Source organism: Fluviicola sp. (genome assembly GCF_039596395.1).
Taxonomy (GTDB): Bacteria; Bacteroidota; Bacteroidia; order Flavobacteriales_D; family Crocinitomicaceae; genus Fluviicola.
The window spans coordinates 1,627,431-1,647,194 of the sequence record NZ_JBCNJT010000001.1; the positions used below are offsets into that span (position 1 = coordinate 1,627,431).

Annotated in this window: 21 protein-coding genes; 10 read left to right on the forward strand and 11 right to left on the reverse strand. The window is 43.3% G+C overall.

The window, feature by feature from the left end; translation table 11 throughout:
- Window positions 1-93: 93 nt before the first annotated feature.
- The 3 genes from ABDW02_RS07215 to ABDW02_RS07225 are packed head-to-tail and all read right to left on the reverse strand — an operon-like array spanning window position 94 to window position 3,638.
- Entirely contained in the window at window positions 94-1,425 is a 1,332-nt protein-coding gene (locus ABDW02_RS07215) for a (Fe-S)-binding protein (protein ID WP_343633587.1), read from the reverse strand.
- Between the two features lie 9 nt (window positions 1,426-1,434).
- Window positions 1,435-2,472: an MlaD family protein gene (locus tag ABDW02_RS07220; RefSeq protein ID WP_343633589.1), complete on the reverse strand. Its 1,038-nt coding sequence runs from the start codon at window positions 2,470-2,472 to the stop codon at window positions 1,435-1,437.
- A 5-nt stretch (window positions 2,473-2,477) separates the two neighbouring features.
- Complete coding sequence (locus tag ABDW02_RS07225; RefSeq protein WP_343633591.1) at window positions 2,478-3,638, reverse strand: N-acetylmuramoyl-L-alanine amidase; 1,161 nt, start codon at window positions 3,636-3,638, stop codon at window positions 2,478-2,480.
- Window positions 3,639-3,984: 346 nt separating this feature from the next.
- Here ABDW02_RS07225 and ABDW02_RS07230 point away from each other — a divergent pair, with 346 nt between their 5' ends.
- The 5 genes from ABDW02_RS07230 to ABDW02_RS07250 all read left to right on the forward strand — a co-directional run bounded on the left by ABDW02_RS07230 (window position 3,985) and on the right by ABDW02_RS07250 (window position 10,685).
- On the forward strand, window positions 3,985-6,561 hold the full coding sequence (locus ABDW02_RS07230) for a putative LPS assembly protein LptD (RefSeq protein ID WP_343633593.1): 2,577 nt from the start codon (window positions 3,985-3,987) through the stop codon (window positions 6,559-6,561).
- Window positions 6,562-6,632: 71 nt separating this feature from the next.
- A complete protein-coding gene (locus ABDW02_RS07235) occupies window positions 6,633-7,208 on the forward strand; it encodes a YqgE/AlgH family protein (protein ID WP_343633594.1) in 576 nt (191 codons plus the stop codon).
- A 134-nt stretch (window positions 7,209-7,342) separates the two neighbouring features.
- Window positions 7,343-8,617 carry a replication-associated recombination protein A gene (locus ABDW02_RS07240; RefSeq protein ID WP_343633596.1) on the forward strand — a complete coding sequence of 425 codons (1,275 nt, stop codon included), beginning with the start codon at window positions 7,343-7,345 and terminating at the stop codon, window positions 8,615-8,617.
- A 180-nt stretch (window positions 8,618-8,797) separates the two neighbouring features.
- Complete coding sequence (locus ABDW02_RS07245; protein WP_343633598.1) at window positions 8,798-9,739, forward strand: lysophospholipid acyltransferase family protein; 942 nt, start codon at window positions 8,798-8,800, stop codon at window positions 9,737-9,739.
- Window positions 9,693-10,685: a hypothetical protein gene (locus ABDW02_RS07250; protein WP_343633600.1), complete on the forward strand. Its 993-nt coding sequence runs from the start codon at window positions 9,693-9,695 to the stop codon at window positions 10,683-10,685. The genes ABDW02_RS07245 and ABDW02_RS07250 overlap by 47 nt, the downstream gene beginning before the upstream one ends.
- Window positions 10,686-10,713: 28 nt before the next feature.
- Here the strand turns inward: ABDW02_RS07250 and ABDW02_RS07255 are convergent, their stop codons facing one another.
- Window positions 10,714-11,160, reverse strand: coding sequence for a thioredoxin domain-containing protein (locus ABDW02_RS07255; protein WP_343633602.1), 447 nt, complete (start codon window positions 11,158-11,160; stop codon window positions 10,714-10,716).
- A 241-nt stretch (window positions 11,161-11,401) separates the two neighbouring features.
- Between ABDW02_RS07255 and ABDW02_RS07260 the strand changes: the two genes are divergently transcribed.
- Both ABDW02_RS07260 and ABDW02_RS07265 read left to right on the forward strand, forming a co-directional pair.
- Window positions 11,402-12,406 carry an AMP-binding protein gene (locus ABDW02_RS07260; RefSeq protein WP_343633604.1) on the forward strand — a complete coding sequence of 335 codons (1,005 nt, stop codon included), beginning with the start codon at window positions 11,402-11,404 and terminating at the stop codon, window positions 12,404-12,406.
- Window positions 12,403-13,254, forward strand: a complete 852-nt coding sequence (locus ABDW02_RS07265; RefSeq protein WP_343633606.1) for a J domain-containing protein — start codon at window positions 12,403-12,405, stop codon at window positions 13,252-13,254. Before ABDW02_RS07260 ends, ABDW02_RS07265 begins: the two co-directional genes overlap by 4 nt.
- Before the next feature lie 98 nt (window positions 13,255-13,352).
- Here ABDW02_RS07265 and smpB read toward each other — a convergent pair whose 3' ends face one another.
- Both smpB and ABDW02_RS07275 read right to left on the reverse strand, forming a co-directional pair.
- The gene (smpB, locus tag ABDW02_RS07270; protein ID WP_343633608.1) at window positions 13,353-13,811 is read right to left on the reverse strand and encodes an SsrA-binding protein SmpB; all 459 of its coding nucleotides are present in this window, start codon (window positions 13,809-13,811) and stop codon (window positions 13,353-13,355) included.
- Window positions 13,804-14,472, reverse strand: a complete 669-nt coding sequence (locus tag ABDW02_RS07275; RefSeq protein ID WP_343633610.1) for a hypothetical protein — start codon at window positions 14,470-14,472, stop codon at window positions 13,804-13,806. Before ABDW02_RS07275 ends, smpB begins: the two co-directional genes overlap by 8 nt.
- A gap of 118 nt (window positions 14,473-14,590) precedes the next feature.
- On the opposite strand from ABDW02_RS07275, the gene recR reads away from it, so the two are divergent.
- From recR to ABDW02_RS07290, 3 genes are all read left to right on the forward strand, one after another.
- Window positions 14,591-15,196: a recombination mediator RecR gene (gene recR / locus ABDW02_RS07280; protein WP_343633612.1), complete on the forward strand. Its 606-nt coding sequence runs from the start codon at window positions 14,591-14,593 to the stop codon at window positions 15,194-15,196.
- 145 nt (window positions 15,197-15,341) lie between these two features.
- A complete protein-coding gene (gene mscL / locus ABDW02_RS07285) occupies window positions 15,342-15,833 on the forward strand; it encodes a large conductance mechanosensitive channel protein MscL (RefSeq protein WP_343633614.1) in 492 nt (163 codons plus the stop codon).
- 146 nt (window positions 15,834-15,979) lie between these two features.
- Window positions 15,980-16,702: an RNA-binding protein gene (locus tag ABDW02_RS07290; RefSeq protein ID WP_343633616.1), complete on the forward strand. Its 723-nt coding sequence runs from the start codon at window positions 15,980-15,982 to the stop codon at window positions 16,700-16,702.
- A 64-nt stretch (window positions 16,703-16,766) separates the two neighbouring features.
- On the opposite strand, the gene ABDW02_RS07295 is transcribed toward ABDW02_RS07290, so the two are convergent.
- The 5 genes from ABDW02_RS07295 to ABDW02_RS07315 all read right to left on the reverse strand — a co-directional run bounded on the left by ABDW02_RS07295 (window position 16,767) and on the right by ABDW02_RS07315 (window position 19,554).
- On the reverse strand, window positions 16,767-17,264 hold the full coding sequence (locus ABDW02_RS07295; RefSeq protein WP_343633618.1) for a hypothetical protein: 498 nt from the start codon (window positions 17,262-17,264) through the stop codon (window positions 16,767-16,769).
- Between the two features lie 133 nt (window positions 17,265-17,397).
- Entirely contained in the window at window positions 17,398-18,147 is a 750-nt protein-coding gene (locus ABDW02_RS07300) for an abortive infection system antitoxin AbiGi family protein (protein WP_343633620.1), read from the reverse strand.
- Between the two features lie 147 nt (window positions 18,148-18,294).
- The gene (locus tag ABDW02_RS07305; protein WP_343633622.1) at window positions 18,295-18,756 is read right to left on the reverse strand and encodes a MarR family transcriptional regulator; all 462 of its coding nucleotides are present in this window, start codon (window positions 18,754-18,756) and stop codon (window positions 18,295-18,297) included.
- Window position 18,757: 1 nt separating this feature from the next.
- Window positions 18,758-19,186 carry an EVE domain-containing protein gene (locus ABDW02_RS07310; RefSeq protein ID WP_343633624.1) on the reverse strand — a complete coding sequence of 143 codons (429 nt, stop codon included), beginning with the start codon at window positions 19,184-19,186 and terminating at the stop codon, window positions 18,758-18,760.
- Window positions 19,187-19,194: 8 nt separating this feature from the next.
- Window positions 19,195-19,554: a VOC family protein gene (locus ABDW02_RS07315; protein WP_343633626.1), complete on the reverse strand. Its 360-nt coding sequence runs from the start codon at window positions 19,552-19,554 to the stop codon at window positions 19,195-19,197.
- Between the last annotated feature and the right edge of the window lie 210 nt (window positions 19,555-19,764).

Here is a 19,764-nt window from a genome sequence, read left to right on the forward strand (position 1 = left end):
AGGTTGAAATGTTCAAAGCGTTCAAACTATGATTTCTCATAACTGTAACATTTCACTTTTTAACTTTATAACTTTTGCCTTTTTTACTTTTGATTAATCTTCGTGAATCCAATTTCCTCTGTCTGACGGAGAAAACTGCCATGGAGCCCCGTTGTTCTCAATGTTTGTCAACATCCCCGTTAACTCAGTCGGCATTTTCGATTCTTCCATCACCAGATACCTTCTCAAATCAACGATAATAGCAAGCGGGTCAATATTTACCGGACAAGCTTCCACGCAGGCGTTGCAGGAAGTACATGCCCAAATTTCCTCTTCTGTGATGTAATCAAACAACAAGGATTTTCCATCTTCGTAATCTTTGCCGTTCTTGCGTTTTCCGTCGGCATATTCCACCATACGGTCGCGTGTGTCCATCATGATCTTACGCGGAGAAAGTTTTTTCCCGGTAATATTTGCCGGACAGGAAGCCGTACAGCGGCCGCATTCCGTACAAGTATAGGAATCCATCAGGTTCTTCCAGGTCAGATCATTGATATCCTTTGCACCGAAACGTTGAGGAGCTCCGCCATCAGGGGCCGGGGCTGCAAAGGGATCTGCTGTCGGATCAAGCATTAATTTCACCTCGTTGGTAACGGCTTCCATATTGGTAAACTTCCCTTTTTTCTCCAGGTTGGAGTAGTACGTGTTCGGGAATGCCAATAAAATGTGGAAGTGCTTGGAATATGGCAAATAATTCAGGAATGCCAATACCATGAACCAGTGTCCCCACCAGCCGATGCGCTCCAAAACAAGCAATGTTTCCGTGCTCATTCCGCCAAAAATATGCGGACCAACCCAGGAAGAAATCGCAAAGCCAAAAGAACCTGCTTCATGTGATGCGTGCGATGCTCCTCTCAGGTACAAAGCTTCGTCGGCTCCGTTCATGGTGAAAATACAGAACACCAGAATAAGCTCCATACACAGGATCAGGTTCGCATCAAAAGTGGGGAAACCTTTCATTTCCGGCTTTTGGAAACGAGGCAATTTTAAGATATTTCTTCGTGAAAGAAAGGCAATCGTAGCGATCAAAGCAGCTACCGAAAGCACTTCGATAATGGAAATCACCAGGGTGTAGAATCCTCCCAGAGAAGCCATGAAAGCGCGGTGAGAACCGGTTATTCCGTCGTAGATAATCTCGATCAGTTCTACTTGTGTAATCACAAAAGCCACATAGATCCCTAAGTGCAAAATAGCAGGAATGGGTCTTTTGAACATTTTCTTCTGTCCCAAAGCCACCAAAGCCATTGTTGCCCAACGTTCCCCCGGTTTATCTTTCCGGTTCACATCCCTTCCCAGTAAAATATTCGAGCGAATTTTTAAGATGTTCACACCGAACCATCCGAATCCGCCTATCAGCAATACACTAAAAATAATCGCAGCAATCATAAACTGTTTTTAATCAGGGATAGAATCTAACAAGTTACGTAATTTTTTCTCATCACCTGTAGTAATCGGAACTCCTTTTGTTTTCGCACCGAATACGGAGAAGTGAATGTATCTTTCAGGATGTTTCTCTAAGTCCTGAACCAGGTTTTGAAGGCTCTTGTTGGTCTGAACCAATTCGTTGTATAATTTTTCGTCCTTCAATAATTTCCCAAGCGTTCCGTTCCCTGCTTCAATGGAAGCAAAGGTTGAATTCAGTTTTTCGATTGTTGCATTGGCATTTGTAATCACTTTCTTGAAGTCTGCAGAAACCAGGTCTTCTGAAATCTTCTCGAAGTTGCCCAGCAATTTGGTTACTTTATCGTTCGAAGCCTTCAGGTTTGCCGTAATAGATTCCACATTGTTCATAATGCGGCTCAATTTCACTTTTTCAGTAGCTACCAAACCTTCCACATCGTTTGCAATGTTCCCGAATTTCTTGAAGGTGAATTTCAATTCCACCAAAGATTCCCGAATCTCCGAAGTAGCCGTTGTATCCCAGAAACCTTTCAGGGAAGTAATCGTCTTATCCACATTTACGACCAAAGCGGAAACTTTTTGAAGTACCGGGTTCGCATAGGATTTCAACTGTCCGAACATATCCAGCTGCACATGTCCCTGGATCCGGTCTTTCTCCGTATAATATCCTTTGGAAAGATCATCTCCCATAAAAATGAGCAAGCCTTTGTTCAATAAATCCACCGAACCTGTTTCGATAACGGATGATCTCGGAATTTTCAGATCGTCATCCTGGATGGTGAATACCATTTTAACTTTTTTCGTGGAATCTCCCTGAGGGTTGTAATCAACCGAGATCACTTTCCCAACAACAACGCCGTTAACATAAACCGAAGTGGATGCACTCAAACCTCCTGCATTCGGGAAATAAGCAGTATATTTTTGGTCTCCTCCAAAAAATGAATAGCCTTTCAAAAAATTAATACCGGTGACAAGCAAGCCGATTGCAGCGATAGCAATAAGACCTGCCTTAACTTCTTTTTTGATCTTCAAAACTTTTATTTTTCTGCTAATTTAATAGCTTTTTCCAAACTAATACGCTCTCCATTTTGAAAAGCGACCACAAAAGCGTTCGGAAATTCTTTTTGTCTCAGTTCGTTCTTGTAAGTATTCGCAGCATTGAAGTCGTCTATAAATTCTCCGATGGTGTATTTATATAATTTATCCTGCTGATACTCAAACACTTCGTGTTTTTTGAAGCGGCTGGAATTGGAGGCGATTTTTGTTTCCGAAGTTTCGATTTGCACCCGGAAAACAACCTTATCTTTCAGGTCATTTTTTTCAACAGCCGGTTTGTCCGCAACTTCATCCTGCGCACCTCGCGTTTTATAATCGACACCTTCCAATCCGGCTTTGTACTTCTCAAATGCAATGAACATAGACCCCGCCATTTTCTTCTGCCCTTCTTCATCCGCCAGAAACTTCTCTTCGTCTTTGTTGGTCAGGAACCCGGTTTCGATCAGTACGCTCGGCATGGTAGTTTTGTAAAGCACCAGGAATCCTGCCTGCTTCACGCCACGGTTGTAACGCCCGATTGCCTTAAATTCATCCTGTAATTTTCCTGCAAAAATGATCGATTGGTCCAGGAAAACCGACAATTGCAGCTGACGCGCAATGATGGCATCCGGAGACATGTCGAAATCCTTGTATTTTTCTCCTTTATCCGCTTCCAGGTAAATGGTGCTGTTCTCACGGTCCGCAATTTTTGCCTGCGCATCTGTTTTGTGCAATCCCAACACGTATGTTTCCGTTCCGTAAGCAGTCGGTGAAGCCGAATTGGCGTGGATACAAATAAACAGGTCCGCGTTGGCTTTATTGGCAATTTTAGCGCGGTCGTCCAGTTCTACAAACACATCTTTATCGCGTGTGAAAACCACTTTGATTTCCGGGTAAGCCTCTTTGATTTTGCGGCCCAATTCCAGCGCCATAGCCAAACACACGGTTTTCTCGTGTGCCGAAGAACCATGACAACCGGGATCTTTTCCCCCGTGACCTGCATCAATCACAATGGTTTTAATGGTTCCAGGTTGCTTGCTGTGAATACGCTGCTCCTTTTTTTGAAAGCCAAAAAGCATGATAAACGGAACAGCTATCGCGATCTTACCTGTCCCGGCCATGCGGGATCTCATCCATTTCAAACTGTTTTCTAATCGGTTCATATTGCGTTATATCGTTTCCGGGATAAAAATACTGCCCTTTATCAAGCAATCTTCAGACCAAAACGGAAACTTATCTATAATTAAATGTTGAAAAAACCGTTACAAGCCGACGAGTGCCATTTCTGGCGCGGCTTTTGTAGAAAGTGCACTTTTTAACTAAAGTTTTTAAGCACTGCCAAAGCTTTATACGCGAATGCGCCAAAAATTTACGCATTCGTGGTAATTAATAAGAGTATCAAATTTCCGGATGTTGAGGAATATAAACAACCAGTTGCGGACAATCGGTTTTTGAAATTGAATCAAAACCACTGGGATTTTCGTAGCTTTGCAACCGTTAATACAAGCATTGAAAACAAAAAAAGGCGCTTTCCTTATTTTTTCTGCTGCAATCAGAACCATATTCTGCTTGCTGTTTTGTATTTCATCCTCTTTTGCATTCGGTCAGCCGGCTGATACAACCCGTTCTGACAGTACCAAGGTGCGCAAAGTATATATCAACGACACGGATTTCAAATCCATCATTACCTATTCTGCACGGGATTCCATTTATTCCGACTTAAAAAAGAAGCAGGTTCATTTGTATGGTGAAGCCAAGCTGAATTATGAAGGAATTGACATGTCGGCGGAATATTTACTGATCGACCTGAACAAGAACGAAGTCATGGCGACCTATGTGGTAGATTCTCTGGGACGAAAAATCGGGAAACCTTTGTTTATCGACAACGGCGACACCTTAAAGGCCGCTTCTATCCGCTATAATTTTGAAACGGAAAAAGGCTATATCCAGGAAGCCGCCATCAAGCAGGACGAATATTACCTGACCATGGAGAAGGCAAAACGCCAGCCGAATGAAGATGTGCATTTTGTTCACGGGAAGTTTACTACCTGTAACCTGGAAGAACCGCATTATCATTTCGCGCTTTCCAAAGCAGTGATGATCCCGGATAAACGCATTGTTTCCGGACCGATCAATTTATGGGTCATGGGGGTTCCTACTCCGCTCGGGCTTCCGTTTGCGATGATCCCGCTGAAAAAGAAAAAAGAACGGCAAAGTGGTTTCATCATGCCGCAATACTCGCTCATTTCCGCTTACGGAATGGGATTCCTGGATTTGGGTTACTACATCCCGATTTCCGAGCGTTTCCAGACTATCGCCTATGCTACCGGGTATACACGCGGAAGTTTTGGTTTCAGAAATTACTCCGAATACGCTACCCGCTACAAATACAACGGGAATTTCGATGTCGGTTATACCCGATTCAGATACGGCTACCCGGATTCAACGGTATTCAGCACCACCACCATTCGCTGGACACACAACCAGGACCCGAAACTGAACCCGAACTGGTCGTTTACGGCAAACGTGAACTACAACTCCAACTCGACCAACAAGCAAACCCTGAATACGCAAAACAATCCGCAGTATTTCAACAATACCCTGAACTCGGATATCCGTTTGGGGAAACGCTTCGGGTCATTACCGATTTCTGCCGATCTGAAACTGAGCCTGAGACAAAACTCCGCAACCAAGATCATTGACCTCACCTCTCCTATTTTCAATTTCCAGACCACCAACCGGATATTCCCGTTCAAGAAAGTCAATAAACTCGTCGGGATCAGCTACTCCAACGAGTTCCAGAACAGGTCTTCCTTCAAGGATACTTATCTGAAAAACGGGCGCTTCGACAGCATCGGTCAGAATTTCCGAAATGGGCTCACCCAGAACTTCAATGCACAAGCCACTTTCAGCATCCTGAAAAACACCATCCGGATTACGCCTTCCGCAACCTACAGGCAGATTTACAACTTCCAGTCTGTGGTAAAAACCGTTGTGGACACCAGTAATTATGCAGACGCCGTGTTGGTTGACACCATCGGAACAGGCGGGTTCAGTCATTCCTTCAATTCAAGCGTTTCATTGACTTCCAACCTGTATTCCTATTACCGGTTTGTGGGGAAACGGAAAACTTTGCTCCGTCACGTCATGACACCGACCGTATCGTTTAATTACGCACCGGTAATCCAACAGGGAATTCAAAGCTATATAGATACCATCAACGGTGTTGCGACGGAAGTCAAATACAGCAAATACGAACGAAGCTTATACGGTGAAAGCGTGACCCAATCTTCCGGGAGAATTATTTTCGGGTTGAATAACACCTTTGAACTCAAGCAAAAGAGCGAAAAAGACACGGTGACCGGTTTCAAAAAAACACGCCTGATCGACAACTTCTTTTTAAGTACCGATTACGACATTTTCAAAGATTCCATGCGTTGGGGTGATCTGAATATGCGTATGGTCATCAATCCGAACGAGTTCATCAACCTCACCATTACAGCCAATCACAGCTGGTACGGATGGAACGACACCACCGGGATGATCGTAAAAGATTATGCGTTTAAAACCAAGCAGGGAATCGGGCGTATCCGTTCCGCTCAATTTGCAACAACTCTGATCTTAACTACCAAAAGAAGCCGCGATAAGCTGCAAAACATTTCCAACCAGATGTCGAATGTGTGGAACCCGGAATACCAGCAATGGATCCTCAATCCGAACCAAATGGTTTATTTCGAGATTCCGTGGAAATTAACGGTTGACCACATTTTCTCGCTCAATTTGAATTCGGATACTTCGACCTGGCGTGGAAAACGTTATTTGCCAACCAATACCGTAACCATGAGCGGTGATGTCAACCTGACTCCAAACTGGAAAGTCGGGGCACGTATCATGTACGATATCGAGCAGCGCGCAATCAGTAACTTCAATATAAACTTATACCGGAATATTCACTGTTGGAACGTGGTTTTCAACTGGACACCTATCGGAACGAACAAAAGTTTTACAGTCGGAATTCGAGGAAATGCATCCATTTTGCAAAATGCAAACATCAATATCCGTAAACCACCTATTGTTCTCAACTAATTATTCAAAGTAACCGCCTGTTTTCTTTTCAACTAAAAAAAAGTTGTATTTTACGGGAAAAACAAACTACTTTGATTCCGTTACAAATTAACAAACAGCCAAACCCGGCAAAAGGCGATTTGCTTCTTTCAGAACCTTTCCTGATGGACAGTAATTTCTCCCGGGTAGTTATCTTATTGTGCGAACACAACGACGAAGGAAGTTTTGGCTTAATCCTGAACAACACCCTGGAAATTGAAATCAACTCGGTAGTGACTGATTTTCCCGAGGCAAAAATACCCGTAGGTTTTGGCGGGCCGGTAGAACGCAATCAGCTGTTTTACATGCATCAGCACAAAGATATTGAAGGATGCACACAGATCGGTAAAAACCTCTATTTAGGAGGCGATTATCCCGAAATCAAAAAGCGGATTTCCAATGATGAAATGACACCGGAAAACCTGCGTTTCTTTATCGGCTACACCGGCTGGGGCGCAGGACAACTGCAAAATGAGATCGACGATCTGAGCTGGATTGTAATGAAAGCTCCCGACAACCTGGACATTTTCAATGCCTTCGACGATGACCTCTGGCGTGATTTACTAGCACAATTGGGTGGGAAATATAAATTAATGGCTGATTATCCTGTAAATCCGGCTGATAACTAAGTCAGAAAAAGCTTATCTTTGAACTAAGTTCAAAAATTCCGATAGTTCAAATGGGTTCAAAAAGTTTAAAGACTTTAACCATTCAACTTTTTTTGAACTTTTGAACAGTTTCAACTCTTTGATCCATATTTAAGATGAGTGCTCCTTTAGCAGAACGTATGCGTCCCCATGATTTGTCCGAATACATCGGGCAGCGGCATTTGCTGGAGGAAAACGGAGCTTTGAAAAAGGCTATTCAGTCCAAAATCCTCCCCTCCATTATTTTCTGGGGGCCTCCGGGTGTCGGGAAAACAACCCTGGCGCATTTGCTGGCAAAAGAACTGAACCGGCCCTTCTATACGCTTTCGGCTATTTCTTCGGGTGTAAAAGATGTCCGGGAGATTATCCAAAAAGCAGAAAGCCAGGGAATGTTCCAGACCGGCGGGGCCGTTTTGTTCATTGATGAGATCCACCGTTTTTCCAAATCACAGCAGGATTCTCTGCTTGGAGCGGTTGAAAAAGGAACGATTACACTGATAGGTGCAACAACCGAAAATCCGTCGTTTGAAGTCATTTCCGCTTTGCTATCGCGCTGTCAGGTTTATACGCTGGAAAGCCACACGCTGGAAGATTTGCTGGAACTGATCAATCGTGCTATCAAACAGGACGTCATTCTTTCGAAACGCAAGATCGAGTTGCGCGAATACAAATCACTGATTGCCGTTGCCGGAGGCGATGCACGCAAAATGCTGAACCTGCTGGAGATGGTTGTAAATACCTTTTCGCCGAATGAAACGGCAGTTATTACAGATGAATTGGTGAACCAACTGGCGCAACAACGCGTGCGCTACGATAAAGACGGAGAACAGCATTACGATATCATTTCTGCTTTCATCAAATCCATTCGGGGAAGCGATCCGGACGGAGCCGTTTATTGGCTTGCACGCATGATCGAAGGCGGCGAAGATCCGAAATTCATTGCACGCAGACTGCTTATTTCCGCTGCTGAAGATATTGGACTGGCCAATCCAACTGCGCTGATCATGGCAAACAATACGTTCCAGGCAATCCAGGTAATCGGCTGGCCGGAAGCGCGCATCATCCTTTCCCAATGTGCCATTTACCTGGCAACTTCCCCCAAAGGAAACGCTGCTTATCTGGCCATCGATGAAGCCATTGCAACCGTCAAACAAGATCCGAATGCTCCTGTTCCGCTGCATTTGAGAAACGCACCTACCAAGTTGATGAAAGACCTAGGATACGGTGCCGAATATCAATATGCTCACAATTTCCCGGGGAATTTTGTTTTCCAGCAATATTTGCCGGATACTTTGAAAGACCGCACCTTTTTCCATGCCGGAAGCAGTGCACGCGAGCAGGAAATCCACAAACAGTTACAAACGCTTTGGCCCAATAAATTCAAGAAATGAGGTTTCAACCGAATATCATTCATCAGCATCTCCTGCGCAAATTTGCTAATTTGCTAATTTGCCAGTTTGCCAAATGGCAAACCGGGAATTTACTGGGTTTGGAGGGTTTCAAGCTTGGTTTCCCACTACATAACACCAAACTCCGGGCGTCACAAACGCCTTCGCAAATACATTCATGAAATGAGTAAAGTCGCTTACTATTTGTTCGTACTTCCTCTTTCCAAACTTCCCCTTTGGATCACGTATCGTTTTTCCGATCTGTTTTTCCTGTTGCTGATCACTGTTTTTCCTTACCGTAAGAAAGTCATTGAGGGAAACATTGCCCGTTCCTTCCCGCACCTGACGAAGAAGGAACACCGCAGAATCAAACGTTCGTTCTACCGCCATTTTGCCGATATGCTCCTGGAAGGAGTCAAAAACCTGGGAATTTCCGAAAAAGAACTGCGCAAACGGTTTGAGATCAAGAACCCGGAACTCATGGAACAACTTTACGACCAGAACAAAAGTGTATTGCTGGTTTCAGCACATTATATGAACTGGGAATGGATGATTACCGGGCAGGACCTGTTCTTCCCGCACCAGGCAGTAGGAATCGGGATGCCGCTTACAAGCGGTTACTGGGATAAAAAAATCAATACACTGCGTTCGCGTTTCGGAATGAAAGTTATTCACGCTAAAATTGTCAAAGAGACATTTAATTCCTATCTTCAAAAAGGGATTCCAACGGCGACCCTGGTATTGAGCGATCAAAGTCCGGCAGATTCTACCAAATGCTACTGGATGACTTTTTTGCATCAAACGACCGGGATTCTTTTCGGGGCCGAGCAATTGGCAAACACGTATGATCAGGCGGTGGTTTTTTATTTACCGAAAAAGATCAAACGCGGCTACTACGAAGTAGAATTGCAACTTCTGACGGATGAACCGAGAACACTTCCATGGGGGAAGATTACAGAAACGCACACACATTTGCTCGAAAAGCGTATTTTGGAAGAACCCGGGCCCTGGTTGTGGTCGCATAAAAGATGGAAACGAACGGTTCCTGACAACATTCCGAAACTAAAAGAAGAACAGCGTGAAAAATTTAATTCTCTTTTCAGGACTCCTGCTCCTAAGCCTTAATGGAATCTCGCAAAAAGTAGCAGCGGTCGATACGCTCCATTTCACTGCAGATACTTCTTATTCACGCATCGTAGTACGCTACGGAAAAGACTTGCTCCTGTTCGGAACATCCAAAACCGGAGTCATTGCTTTCAATGAAAAAGACAAAACGAAAAAAACGATCGTTCCACCGGTAAAAGGCGGTGAATTCCGGGATATTGCCATCCATAAAGACACGATCTACAGCATTCTATCGGGCGACAACGGGATTGTTTACAAAGGAACTCTGGAAACTTCCACCCCGGTATTCAACGAAAGCGGCATCTTCCTGGACGATATTTCCATTTGGAAAGATGAATTGGTCATATTGGGTGATCCCATTGACGGAAATTTCTTTATCCGCAAGAAGGGAGTTGAATCCGCTACTTTTGAAGAAATCGGGCAAAAAATTGCAAACGAGCCTCAGGAAGGATGTTATGCTGCCAGCGGAACCTGCGCGCAATTCGTGAGCCCGGAAGCTTACTTTTTTGTTTCCGGCGGTGATTCTTCTGCCCGTTTCCATTATGCAGACCTGTGGTCGAAAAGAACGTTATCCGTCAAACTACCTATGAAAACCGGTGAAGGCGCCGGGCCTTTTTCGGTATTCTTTTGGAATCCGCTGAATGGTGTTGTAGTTGGCGGAGATTACAGGAAAAGTGCTGAAGCATCTAAAAATGCGTGTTTTACGAAAGATGGCGGCAATACCTGGACAGCATCCGAAACCTTCCCCAACGGTTACCGGTCTTGTGTTACGGGGAACTCAAAAATCCTGTATGCTTGCGGAACAACAGGAATCGATTACTCCAAAGACGGCGGAAATACCTGGCATTTCCTGATGAAAGGGAATTTTTGCGCATTGCTGCTGGAAAAGAAAACGCTTTATGCAACAACGAATAAGGGATATTGTTTGAAAATGAAAATCCGGTAGGGACGCGATGCATCGCGTCCCTACCCTGTTATTTAATCGTTGAAACTGCAGCCAGTAACTTTTCCTTGCTCTGCTTCCCTACCAGTTTCTTCACCATTTTTCCTTCGCCGTTCACGAAAAGTAAAGTCGGGTACGCCGTAACGGTATATGCTTTGGAAATCATCGGTCCGTCGGCATCCTGTTCCGCATCGATTTTTAAATTGATGAAGCGTCCGTTGAACACATTCCCTACTTCCGTATCCGAAAAAGTGGTTTTGGCCATTTCCTTACAAGGCCCGCACCAGCTGGTATGAACATCAATGAAAATCAACTTCCCGGTAGCCTGTGCCTGCTTGATCGCTTTCTGAAAAGTCAGTTTGGAAAATTTAATGCCCGAAACGGTAACTGTTTCTGTTTCAGGAGCCGTTTTCTCAGCCGAATTGAACGAAAAAACAAGGAATGAAAGCCCCAACAGGAGCATGACCGTAAATTTCATAGTTGCGTTTTTAAGAATCATAATCTTTGTCTAAATTTAGCAATTAAAATGGTTCAAATGGTTCAAATGGTTCAAATGGTTCAAATGGTTCAAATACAAAATCCAGTTTGAAATTCATTTAGTCTGAACTTTAGAAATACTTTGAACTTTTAAAGTTTTATTCCAAGATTTGTTCCAAATGCGGTAAGATCGTTTCAACGCAGCTTATCCACATTTACCTTCTGACTTTTAACTTTGTAAGATGGCTTTTGAAGTAACATACACCGATTGTTCCGCAGAAACTTACCAGGAGATCCGGGCGATTATTGCGCTGTGGAACGAAAAATCTCCGGAATATCGAGTGAAAACGAGCGGTTCTACCGGAACCCCGAAGTCTATTTTATTGAAACGCGAACAGCTGGAAGCTTCTGCAAAGCGCAGCAATGCTTTTTTCGGATTGAATGAACACTCCCGCGTTCTGATGCCTTTATCGCCTCATACGATCGGGGGAAAAATGATGCTCATTCGCGCACTGGTCGGGAATTATTCCATTCACGTGGTGGAACCTCGGGCCAATCCGCTGGAAGAAATTGATCACAAATCACGCTTTTCGTTTATTTCCCTGGTTCCTTACCAGGTAAAGAGCATCCTGGAAGAAACCCCGGACAGTTTAAACCGCTTTGACTGCATCCTGCTTGGCGGAATGGGACTATCCCTTGAACTGGAAAAAACACTTTCGGATTTAAGCCCACAGATTTATATCGGTTTTGGTATGACCGAAACGGTTTCCCACATTGCTTTGAGAAAAATGAACAACCCGGTATACGAAGCTTTGGAAGGTGTTGAGCTGGATATTTCAGAGGGTTCTCTGGTCGTAACGGATTCGAAGCTGGGAATCGAACGCATGCAGACAAACGACCAGGTGAAGCTGATCGACTCCAAACATTTCGAATGGCTTGGAAGAGCCGATTTTGTGATCAACAGCGGCGGCCTTAAAATCCACCCGGAAAACATCGAACAGCTGATTGCCGATCAGATCGAAGTTCCGTTCATCATTGGCGGAATTCCGCATGAAACACTGGGAGAAGCCTGTGTGCTTATTATCGAAGAAGCATTGCCGGAAGCACAATTCGAACAACTAAAAGCACTTATCCGGGAAAAATTCGGTAAATATGCAGCGCCCAAACAACAAGTGATTGCTTCCATTCTGAAAACTGAAAATGGGAAAATCCGCCGGAAAGAAACTCTAAAAGCACTTTTTAAATGACCCGTGCCGAATGCTTTCGTTTATTAAATCTTCCAGCCGGTTCAACGGATGCGGAGATCAGGAAGCAGTATAAAAAACTGGCCTTGCGCCTGCACCCGGATGTAAATCCCGATCCGATGGCGCATGAAGTGTTCATTAAGCTCGGAAAAGCGGTTGAAATTCTCCTGAACCCCGATTTCAGTGAAGAACCGGAAAAAAGAACTTCCCGGAGAACCACAAACGAATCGGATGAAGAACGTTTGGAACGCATGCGCGTGGCTAAAATGCGCTACGAAAAGCAGAGAATGCAGCAGGCGCATGACAATAACCGTTATTTCACTTCACTCACTACCGGTTTGCGCTGGAGTATTTACAAATATATCATGCGGATTTCGCTGGTACTTTCACTGGCCATGTCTACCGAATATTTCCTGCCGCTCCACTACGAAAACGATGTGTTACTCGGTTCCTCCAAATCGCTGAACAACGGGATTATCAAAGGAAATATTACCGGGATAGAATTGGAAAACCGGGGAAAATACTACGTTCAGAACAATGTATACGCCTGGAAATTTGCCTACCCGGAAGTAATTATCGAAACAACCTGGTTCCTGCACACACCGGTAAAAATGATCACAACGGATGATTTTACGCGATACCGCACACCCTTCGACTTTCACATCGGGAGTATTCGTTTCGGGCTGATTATTTTGTTCCTGGTGCCGCTTTACCCCTATTTGAGACGCCGGAAAACGCTCAATTTCGTGTTCTTTTATCACCTTTCTTTCTGGGGAATCGGAACGATCGTCGCTTATTTGCTGATCACACAGGGACGGATCATTCACTTACTCACTTTGGGATTCCTATGATTCGACATCAGCATTTTCATGCAGATTTGATGGATTTAGCTTCGCTGAACTTACGTTTCGCAGATTCAATGTACTCAATACCCCCAAAAACAAAAGTTCTAAGAGCGGTTTTTCTTCAAACGGTCCATTTCGCGTTTGTCGTCTTTTTCTTTCAGGTCGTGGCGCTTGTCGTGCATTTTTTTACCGACTCCGGTTGCAAGCTCGAGCTTCAGCCAGCCTTTTTCAGACAGGAAGAGTTTCAATGGAACGATGGTGTTTCCTTTTGTTTTCACCCACTTTTCGAGCTTTTTGATCTCCTTTTTGTTCAGCAGTAATTTGCGATCGGAACGCACCGAATGGTTGTAGAATGAAGCATTCTCGTATGGAGAAACGTGCATGTTACGGATGAACACCTGTCCGTTTTCAACGATGCAGTAAGCTTCCAGGATACTTGCTTTTCCATTGCGGATACTTTTGATCTCCGTACCGGACAACACCATTCCCGCGGTAAAGAATTCATCCAGCTGATATTCAAACCGCGCGCGCTTATTCTTAATATTTACTTCGTTCTTAGACATGCTTCAATTCGGGAGACTGACTTTGTCCCCATTCTTTTATTCCAAGGTAAAAATAATAAATCGTTACCAACATCAGGATATGGCTCAAATCATCTTTATTCAGCCATTGATGCACATTGATCTTCAAAATAAAGATAAATGCCGAAGGTGTCAGGATACAAACCCCGATGATCAGTTTTTTCAAAAATTGCGCTTCCGGGTGCCTTCTCTTCAAAATATAAGCGTAAACACCGGTATAACTGATGTACGTAATGATTGCATCTATTGCGGTAAAAATAAACTTTTGGGTTAATATGGAAACGACGCAAAGGGCAATACTTTTGATCCAAACCAAGGCAAACGCATAATCTTTCGGAGTGGAAATCCCTTTGAAACGCAGCACTCCGACAGCAGCAAACCCGTTTGCCAGGCATCCGAAGATCCAACTCGGATATTTCCCGAAGAATCCCCAATAATTGAAGAACAGGTGTCCCAATCCGCCGAAGAATGTAGAAAGTCCGAAAGTCAGGTAAAAAAGCCGCCAGTAAAAGTTCGCTTCATTCCGGAACTTCCCCAGTTTATTGAATGCGAAAATGCAAAACCCAGCAATGATCCAGTTCAATATCAGGGCCATCGGCTCCAGTAAGTGCAATCCTAAAAAATCAAATTCTATCTTATCCACCCCGCGAAAGTACTGCTTCAAGCCAGAAAACACAAGTACTTCGTGCGAATGAGCCCGAATTTGGCCGGATATTCCCCAAAAAGACTTGAAAACAACCGAAAATCCGTACTTTTGAGCGATGAATATTCCGTCGAAATACGTTGAAGAAGCAGTAGAACAATTCAGTTCATTACCGGGAATCGGTAAGCGCACTGCTTTGCGCCTGGTATTGAACCTGCTGAAACGCGATCCGGAAGAACTGGAGCGCTTCGGGGACATCCTGCAGCAATTGAAATCGCATGTACAGAGCTGTTCTTCCTGCGGGAATATTTCCGACACTCCAATTTGTTCCATTTGCTCGAATGAAAAGCGCAATCACCGCCTGATTTGCGTGGTGGAAGACATCCGCGATGTGATGGCCATTGAAAGCACCGGAACGTACCAGGGAATTTATCACGTACTGGGCGGAATTATTTCTCCCATGGATGGAATCGGCCCGAACGATCTGTTTATTCAACCTTTGGTTGACAAATGTACAGCAGGACTGGCAGATGAGATTATCCTGGCCCTCAGCCCCACGATGGAAGGCGATACGACCAATTTTTTCCTTTATAAAAAACTGCATGCCACCAATGTGCAGATTACGGCACTTTCACGCGGAATCGCCGTTGGTTCGGAAATCCAGTACGCAGACGAGATTACCCTTTCGCGCTCCATTCAGCAGCGCATTCCCTTTCAATCCTAGATGCCTCGCCCTGCCTGGGCAAATTCCGCACGTGCGGGATCCGTATTTTTGGGTCCTGATCGTTCATGTTAACACCTTCTTCCGCGATAATCCTTGCATACCATCAGATAAATGTTATATTTGATAACACATCAAATTAAGAACTATGTTAAAGGAATTCAAGGCATTTATCATGCGCGGAAATGTGGTCGACCTGGCAGTTGCTGTCATTCTCGGAGCCGCATTCGGAGCAATTATCAACTCGCTGGTATCAGATATCATTACGCCCGCTATTCTGAATCCGGCATTGAAAGCGGCACATGCCGACAAAATCGAAGAACTGAGAGCCTTCGGAAATGCGGTCGTTCATCAGGGCGATACGCTTATAAAGGATGGAAAAGCTGTTTTGAAGGACGGGAAACCTGTTTTAGCTGAAAAAGATGTTGTGGAAGGCGGGATTCTGTACGGTTCTTTCCTGGCAAAAGTCATTAACTTCCTGGTGATTGCATTTTGCTTGTTCATGGTGGTGAAACTGATGAATAAAGCCATGCATTTGCGCAAAAAAGAAGAGGAAGAAACACCGGCTGCGGCTCCTGAACCTTCCAGTGAAGAAAAGCTCCTTATAGAGATTCGTGATCTGCTGAAGAACAAGCAATAATTTCAGGTGTAAAATCTTTGAAAGGGACCAATCAATAATTGGTAACACAGAATTATCATTCAAAGTTTTGTTGATTTGAAAATTTATATATCTTCGTTCGAAACAAATGCCTCTTTGAGGCAGCAAAAGAGAATATTTACATACCCATGACAAGTATTTTTGTGGCAAAACTTGATTTCAACGCAACAGAAGAACAGTTGAAGTCCCTTTTTGAAGAATACGGAAGAGTAAACCGTGTGACCATTGCAAAAGACCGCGAAACAGGTAAACCGAGAGGTTTTGCCTTTGTTGAAATGGCTGATGAATCAGAAGCAGATCAAGCGATTGAAGCATTGGACAACTATGCCATTAACGGACGTAACATTGCCGTTAAAAAAGCTGATGACCGCGCTTCAGGAGGAAAACCATCCGGAGGCGGTGATAACCGTTCGGGTGACAGACCTTACAAAAGTGATCGCCCGAGAGAAGACCGCAGCAATACCAACGAGTACAAATCGGATTACAAAAAACCGGATGATAATCGTGTCAGTAAACCTGCTTTCACCAACCCGGATGATATTATTCCTGCAAAAGTTGAACGTAAAAAGGAAAAAGATACCCGAAGCATTGGCGGAAATGCCGGTAAGGAAACTCCGAAAAAGCCAAAAATGGAAGCTTACCGCAAAAGTGGAAAAGACAACCAGTTTTTGGACGACGATGACTTAACGGATGAAGAATTGGATTTATTCGGAAGAAACGAAGAAGAGGAAGAAGATGAAGATTACCGCAAATACCTGGTAAACAGCGATGATGAGGACGATTCGGATGAAGACTACGATGATGAGGACGAGTACGACGAAGAAGAAGAAGACGATGACGACGAAAAATAATACAATGAAAATCTCCCTGGTTTAGCCGGGGATTTTTTTTGCGTCACTTTTCCGGCCCCCGAAGTTATTTCCTCATCTCCTGCCCTTCCTGGCAATGAATCACTTTCGAGCTTTCCTGTTTTAATCGCATGGGAATTGTCCATTCCTTTTTGTCGCTAAGCAATAAGATCCTTCCCGGGGAATTCATGCGCTTTTTTGCATAGGGAATGGATTCCAACTTAATCAGAACAGTCCCACCCGGCTCCAGCTTCTCCATCGAAGAACCCGTTTCCCGCAAACTGTTGGTATCGTACCAGGAAATGAAATGCGGATTCAGAAAGAAGGTTTTGGTTGTTTGGTTAACCAACTGAAAGGTCAGGATGAATTTATTATAATAAAAATTGCAGCTGTCAAACTCAAAATCAAGGACTTCAAGCAACACTTCTTTTTCCCGGCAAAAGACCGAATCCCCTTTTTGTTCGATGACGACAACCTTAGGGCTTTCAATATTCCGCTGGGCAAACAGGGAATTGACTACGGAAAGGCAAATCAGTAACCCGAAATTCAACACGATAGCTTTCATAGCACAAGAATGAAATGCTAAGCTACGAACTGAACAGGAAGGATTTTCTTATCGAATTGTTAAGTTTAAGAGAATCTATACTTACAAACAAATTTAATATCTATTTAAAATTTCGAAATTGAATACAAGGATTTTACAAATCCGTTTTGATTTGTTCTGAGGTAATTATTCTAGTCATTAGTCTTTCAACATCATTGTAACTGTACTTATTTCCTTTAGATTTTTTTAAAATATCAACGAATTCAGAAATTTCAGATTCCCTTTCAATTATGATATACTTTATATCATTCGGTTCGAATTCAAGTCTTAGATTACTAAGTTTTTTATTAATTCTTTTTTTTTGTTCCTCAGTCTGATATGCCACAGGGTTAATAGCCATTGGATTACATTCCTCGTAACTTGGGGTATACCTCCATTCTCTTTCATCAGAGAATCGATAATTTTTTACAACCTCACCTCCTCTAGAAAGATCTGCCTCATAATTCTTAACATATCTCAAAATATTCAGCCAATTTCTCTGATCTGAGGATATTTTATCCCACTCTACATTTTTTACCTTTGCAATATTTCTATAACTTTCTTGTATGCTTTTGGCAAGAAATGAACCCGCTTGAACATACATAACGGGGTTTAATCTTTGCCTTTGAGCCCATTCTTTTGTTAGTCCTATTCCATATGCCCCATATTTTCCAATATGATCTTTTATTTGTGACAATGGAATATCACAGAAACTAACCATTGGAGCGGCATATTTAATTTCTTTTTCCAATTCAAAAAATATGGTTTCAGCGCAGTATTTTATCTTAAAATTGTCCTGTAAAATTCCTTTAAGAGCATCCACTGTGCTTGTAAAGTGTATAATAGAGTTTGAACTTAAAGCCATAAATGAAATTTGAATAACTAAAAATGATAAATCAATAATCTATTTATCACTTCAAAATTGGAAAATATTCGACAATTGATATTTGTTTCGTTAACATCTCAATACTAGCAAAAAAACAAAATATTTATATCCCATAGACTAAAAAATTTATTCACTTTTATTTCGTTCAATGACGGCTACCATGTTCCGGTTGAACGTTGATAAATCATTTCCCAGCGGTGAAAAGAAATCAATGTCGGCATCTTCAATAGCCGCCAATGCTTCCTGCAGCACCTCAGCGCCTGCATCCGTTAGCTTGATCACCTTGGCCCGCGTATCGGTTTGGTGTTCCTGACGGCTGATAAACTGCTTCTCTTCCAGCGTGCGCAAAACCTTGGAAACCATCATCCGGTCGGCATTTCCCTGGTTGGCGATATCTACCTGTGTTACCTGATCGTTTTCCCGCGAAAGCCAGGCCAATGCAGCCAAAAGTACAAACTGCGTCTGCGTCAGGTTCAAAGGATCCAGTACCTTTTTCTGTTTTCGCTGCCACAAAAGCGTCATTTGCCCCAGGAGATATCCCGGGCTTTCCTCCGGACTTTTAAACTTAAATTCTATTTGTTCAGCCATGTTATTTCAGAAGCATTTTTGCCGAAATTAAATCAAAATCGTGTTTGTTGATCTCCAAAAATCCAAAACGGAACGGATAGCCCCAACTTTGTTTTTTCGGAATAAAATCCAGGTCGTTGATCAAAGGCAGAATAGAAATATCCCGGTGGCCCAAAAAAGCAATATCTCTCCGGGCAGGACAGAAATCGGCGCTTACCTGCACCGGGTAGGTGTTGTCATCCTTCACCTCCCCGATTGCCGTAAACTCCTGGCATTTATCCGGTTGTCCCATTGTCTGTTTCCCCGAATAATAAATCACGAAATCGCCCTTTCGCATTCTTTTCAACGGTGCCATCTTTCCATGGCAAGCCTGGGCAAAACCTTCCGAGATTCCGGTTTGAACGTGATCTTTTGAAGCCACGATGACCCAGTATTTTGGTTCCCGTTCCACAGTCCTTGTTAGTTTGTTTCTAAAAATGTCAATTTATATCCGTCCAAATCTTTCACATGGAAAGCCCTCCCGAAAGGTGTTTCAATGATCGGTCCTGCCGTGTCAACTCCGTTGGCAATGAATTGCTCTTTCAGTTCATCCACGTTTTCGTTTACTGCAAACCACAATGCCACACCAATTCCCAGCTCCCTTCCTTCCAGCGGTTCAAGCGGAGTGCGGATAGCAAAACTGGCTTCTCCCCGGTTGTATTTAAAAACACAGGCCTGCGGGTTCGTATCCCCGATCTCAAAACCTAATTTCTGCGTGTAAAAATCTTTCGAAGCTTCCAAATCGTTTACTTGTAAAGACGCAAATGTCAATTGTTTCATGGTACTCTTTTTAATTGTTGTTACAAACATAATATACACGACAACAATATAAAAACAATTGTGCTTTTTAATTTAAAAAAAAGGAAATCGGGGAAAATTATAAAGGTGCAAAAAAGCGAATATGTTCCCGGACTCTGCAAATATCAACCGGAAATTCCCTGATATATATTCCGAGTCTTTTTTATCAAATCTGCCTTTATTTTTGTACAA

What these genes read in the sequence shown, in the direction of transcription:
- ABDW02_RS07290 (WP_343633616.1), top strand. Translation starts at nt 15,980, where the DNA reads ATGACAAGTATTTTTGTGGCAAAACTTGATTTCAACGCAACAGAAGAA.
- recR (WP_343633612.1), top strand. Translation starts at nt 14,591, where the DNA reads ATGAATATTCCGTCGAAATACGTTGAAGAAGCAGTAGAACAATTCAGT.
- ABDW02_RS07305 (WP_343633622.1), bottom strand. Translation starts at nt 18,756, where the DNA reads ATGGCTGAACAAATAGAATTTAAGTTTAAAAGTCCGGAGGAAAGCCCG.
- ABDW02_RS07245 (WP_343633598.1), top strand. Translation starts at nt 8,798, where the DNA reads ATGAGTAAAGTCGCTTACTATTTGTTCGTACTTCCTCTTTCCAAACTT.
- mscL (WP_343633614.1), top strand. Translation starts at nt 15,342, where the DNA reads ATGTTAAAGGAATTCAAGGCATTTATCATGCGCGGAAATGTGGTCGAC.
- ABDW02_RS07240 (WP_343633596.1), top strand. Translation starts at nt 7,343, where the DNA reads ATGAGTGCTCCTTTAGCAGAACGTATGCGTCCCCATGATTTGTCCGAA.
- ABDW02_RS07295 (WP_343633618.1), bottom strand. Translation starts at nt 17,264, where the DNA reads ATGAAAGCTATCGTGTTGAATTTCGGGTTACTGATTTGCCTTTCCGTA.
- ABDW02_RS07260 (WP_343633604.1), top strand. Translation starts at nt 11,402, where the DNA reads ATGGCTTTTGAAGTAACATACACCGATTGTTCCGCAGAAACTTACCAG.
- smpB (WP_343633608.1), bottom strand. Translation starts at nt 13,811, where the DNA reads ATGTCTAAGAACGAAGTAAATATTAAGAATAAGCGCGCGCGGTTTGAA.
- ABDW02_RS07265 (WP_343633606.1), top strand. Translation starts at nt 12,403, where the DNA reads ATGACCCGTGCCGAATGCTTTCGTTTATTAAATCTTCCAGCCGGTTCA.
- ABDW02_RS07215 (WP_343633587.1), bottom strand. Translation starts at nt 1,425, where the DNA reads ATGATTGCTGCGATTATTTTTAGTGTATTGCTGATAGGCGGATTCGGA.
- ABDW02_RS07315 (WP_343633626.1), bottom strand. Translation starts at nt 19,554, where the DNA reads ATGAAACAATTGACATTTGCGTCTTTACAAGTAAACGATTTGGAAGCT.
- ABDW02_RS07300 (WP_343633620.1), bottom strand. Translation starts at nt 18,147, where the DNA reads ATGGCTTTAAGTTCAAACTCTATTATACACTTTACAAGCACAGTGGAT.
- ABDW02_RS07225 (WP_343633591.1), bottom strand. Translation starts at nt 3,638, where the DNA reads ATGAACCGATTAGAAAACAGTTTGAAATGGATGAGATCCCGCATGGCC.
- ABDW02_RS07255 (WP_343633602.1), bottom strand. Translation starts at nt 11,160, where the DNA reads ATGAAATTTACGGTCATGCTCCTGTTGGGGCTTTCATTCCTTGTTTTT.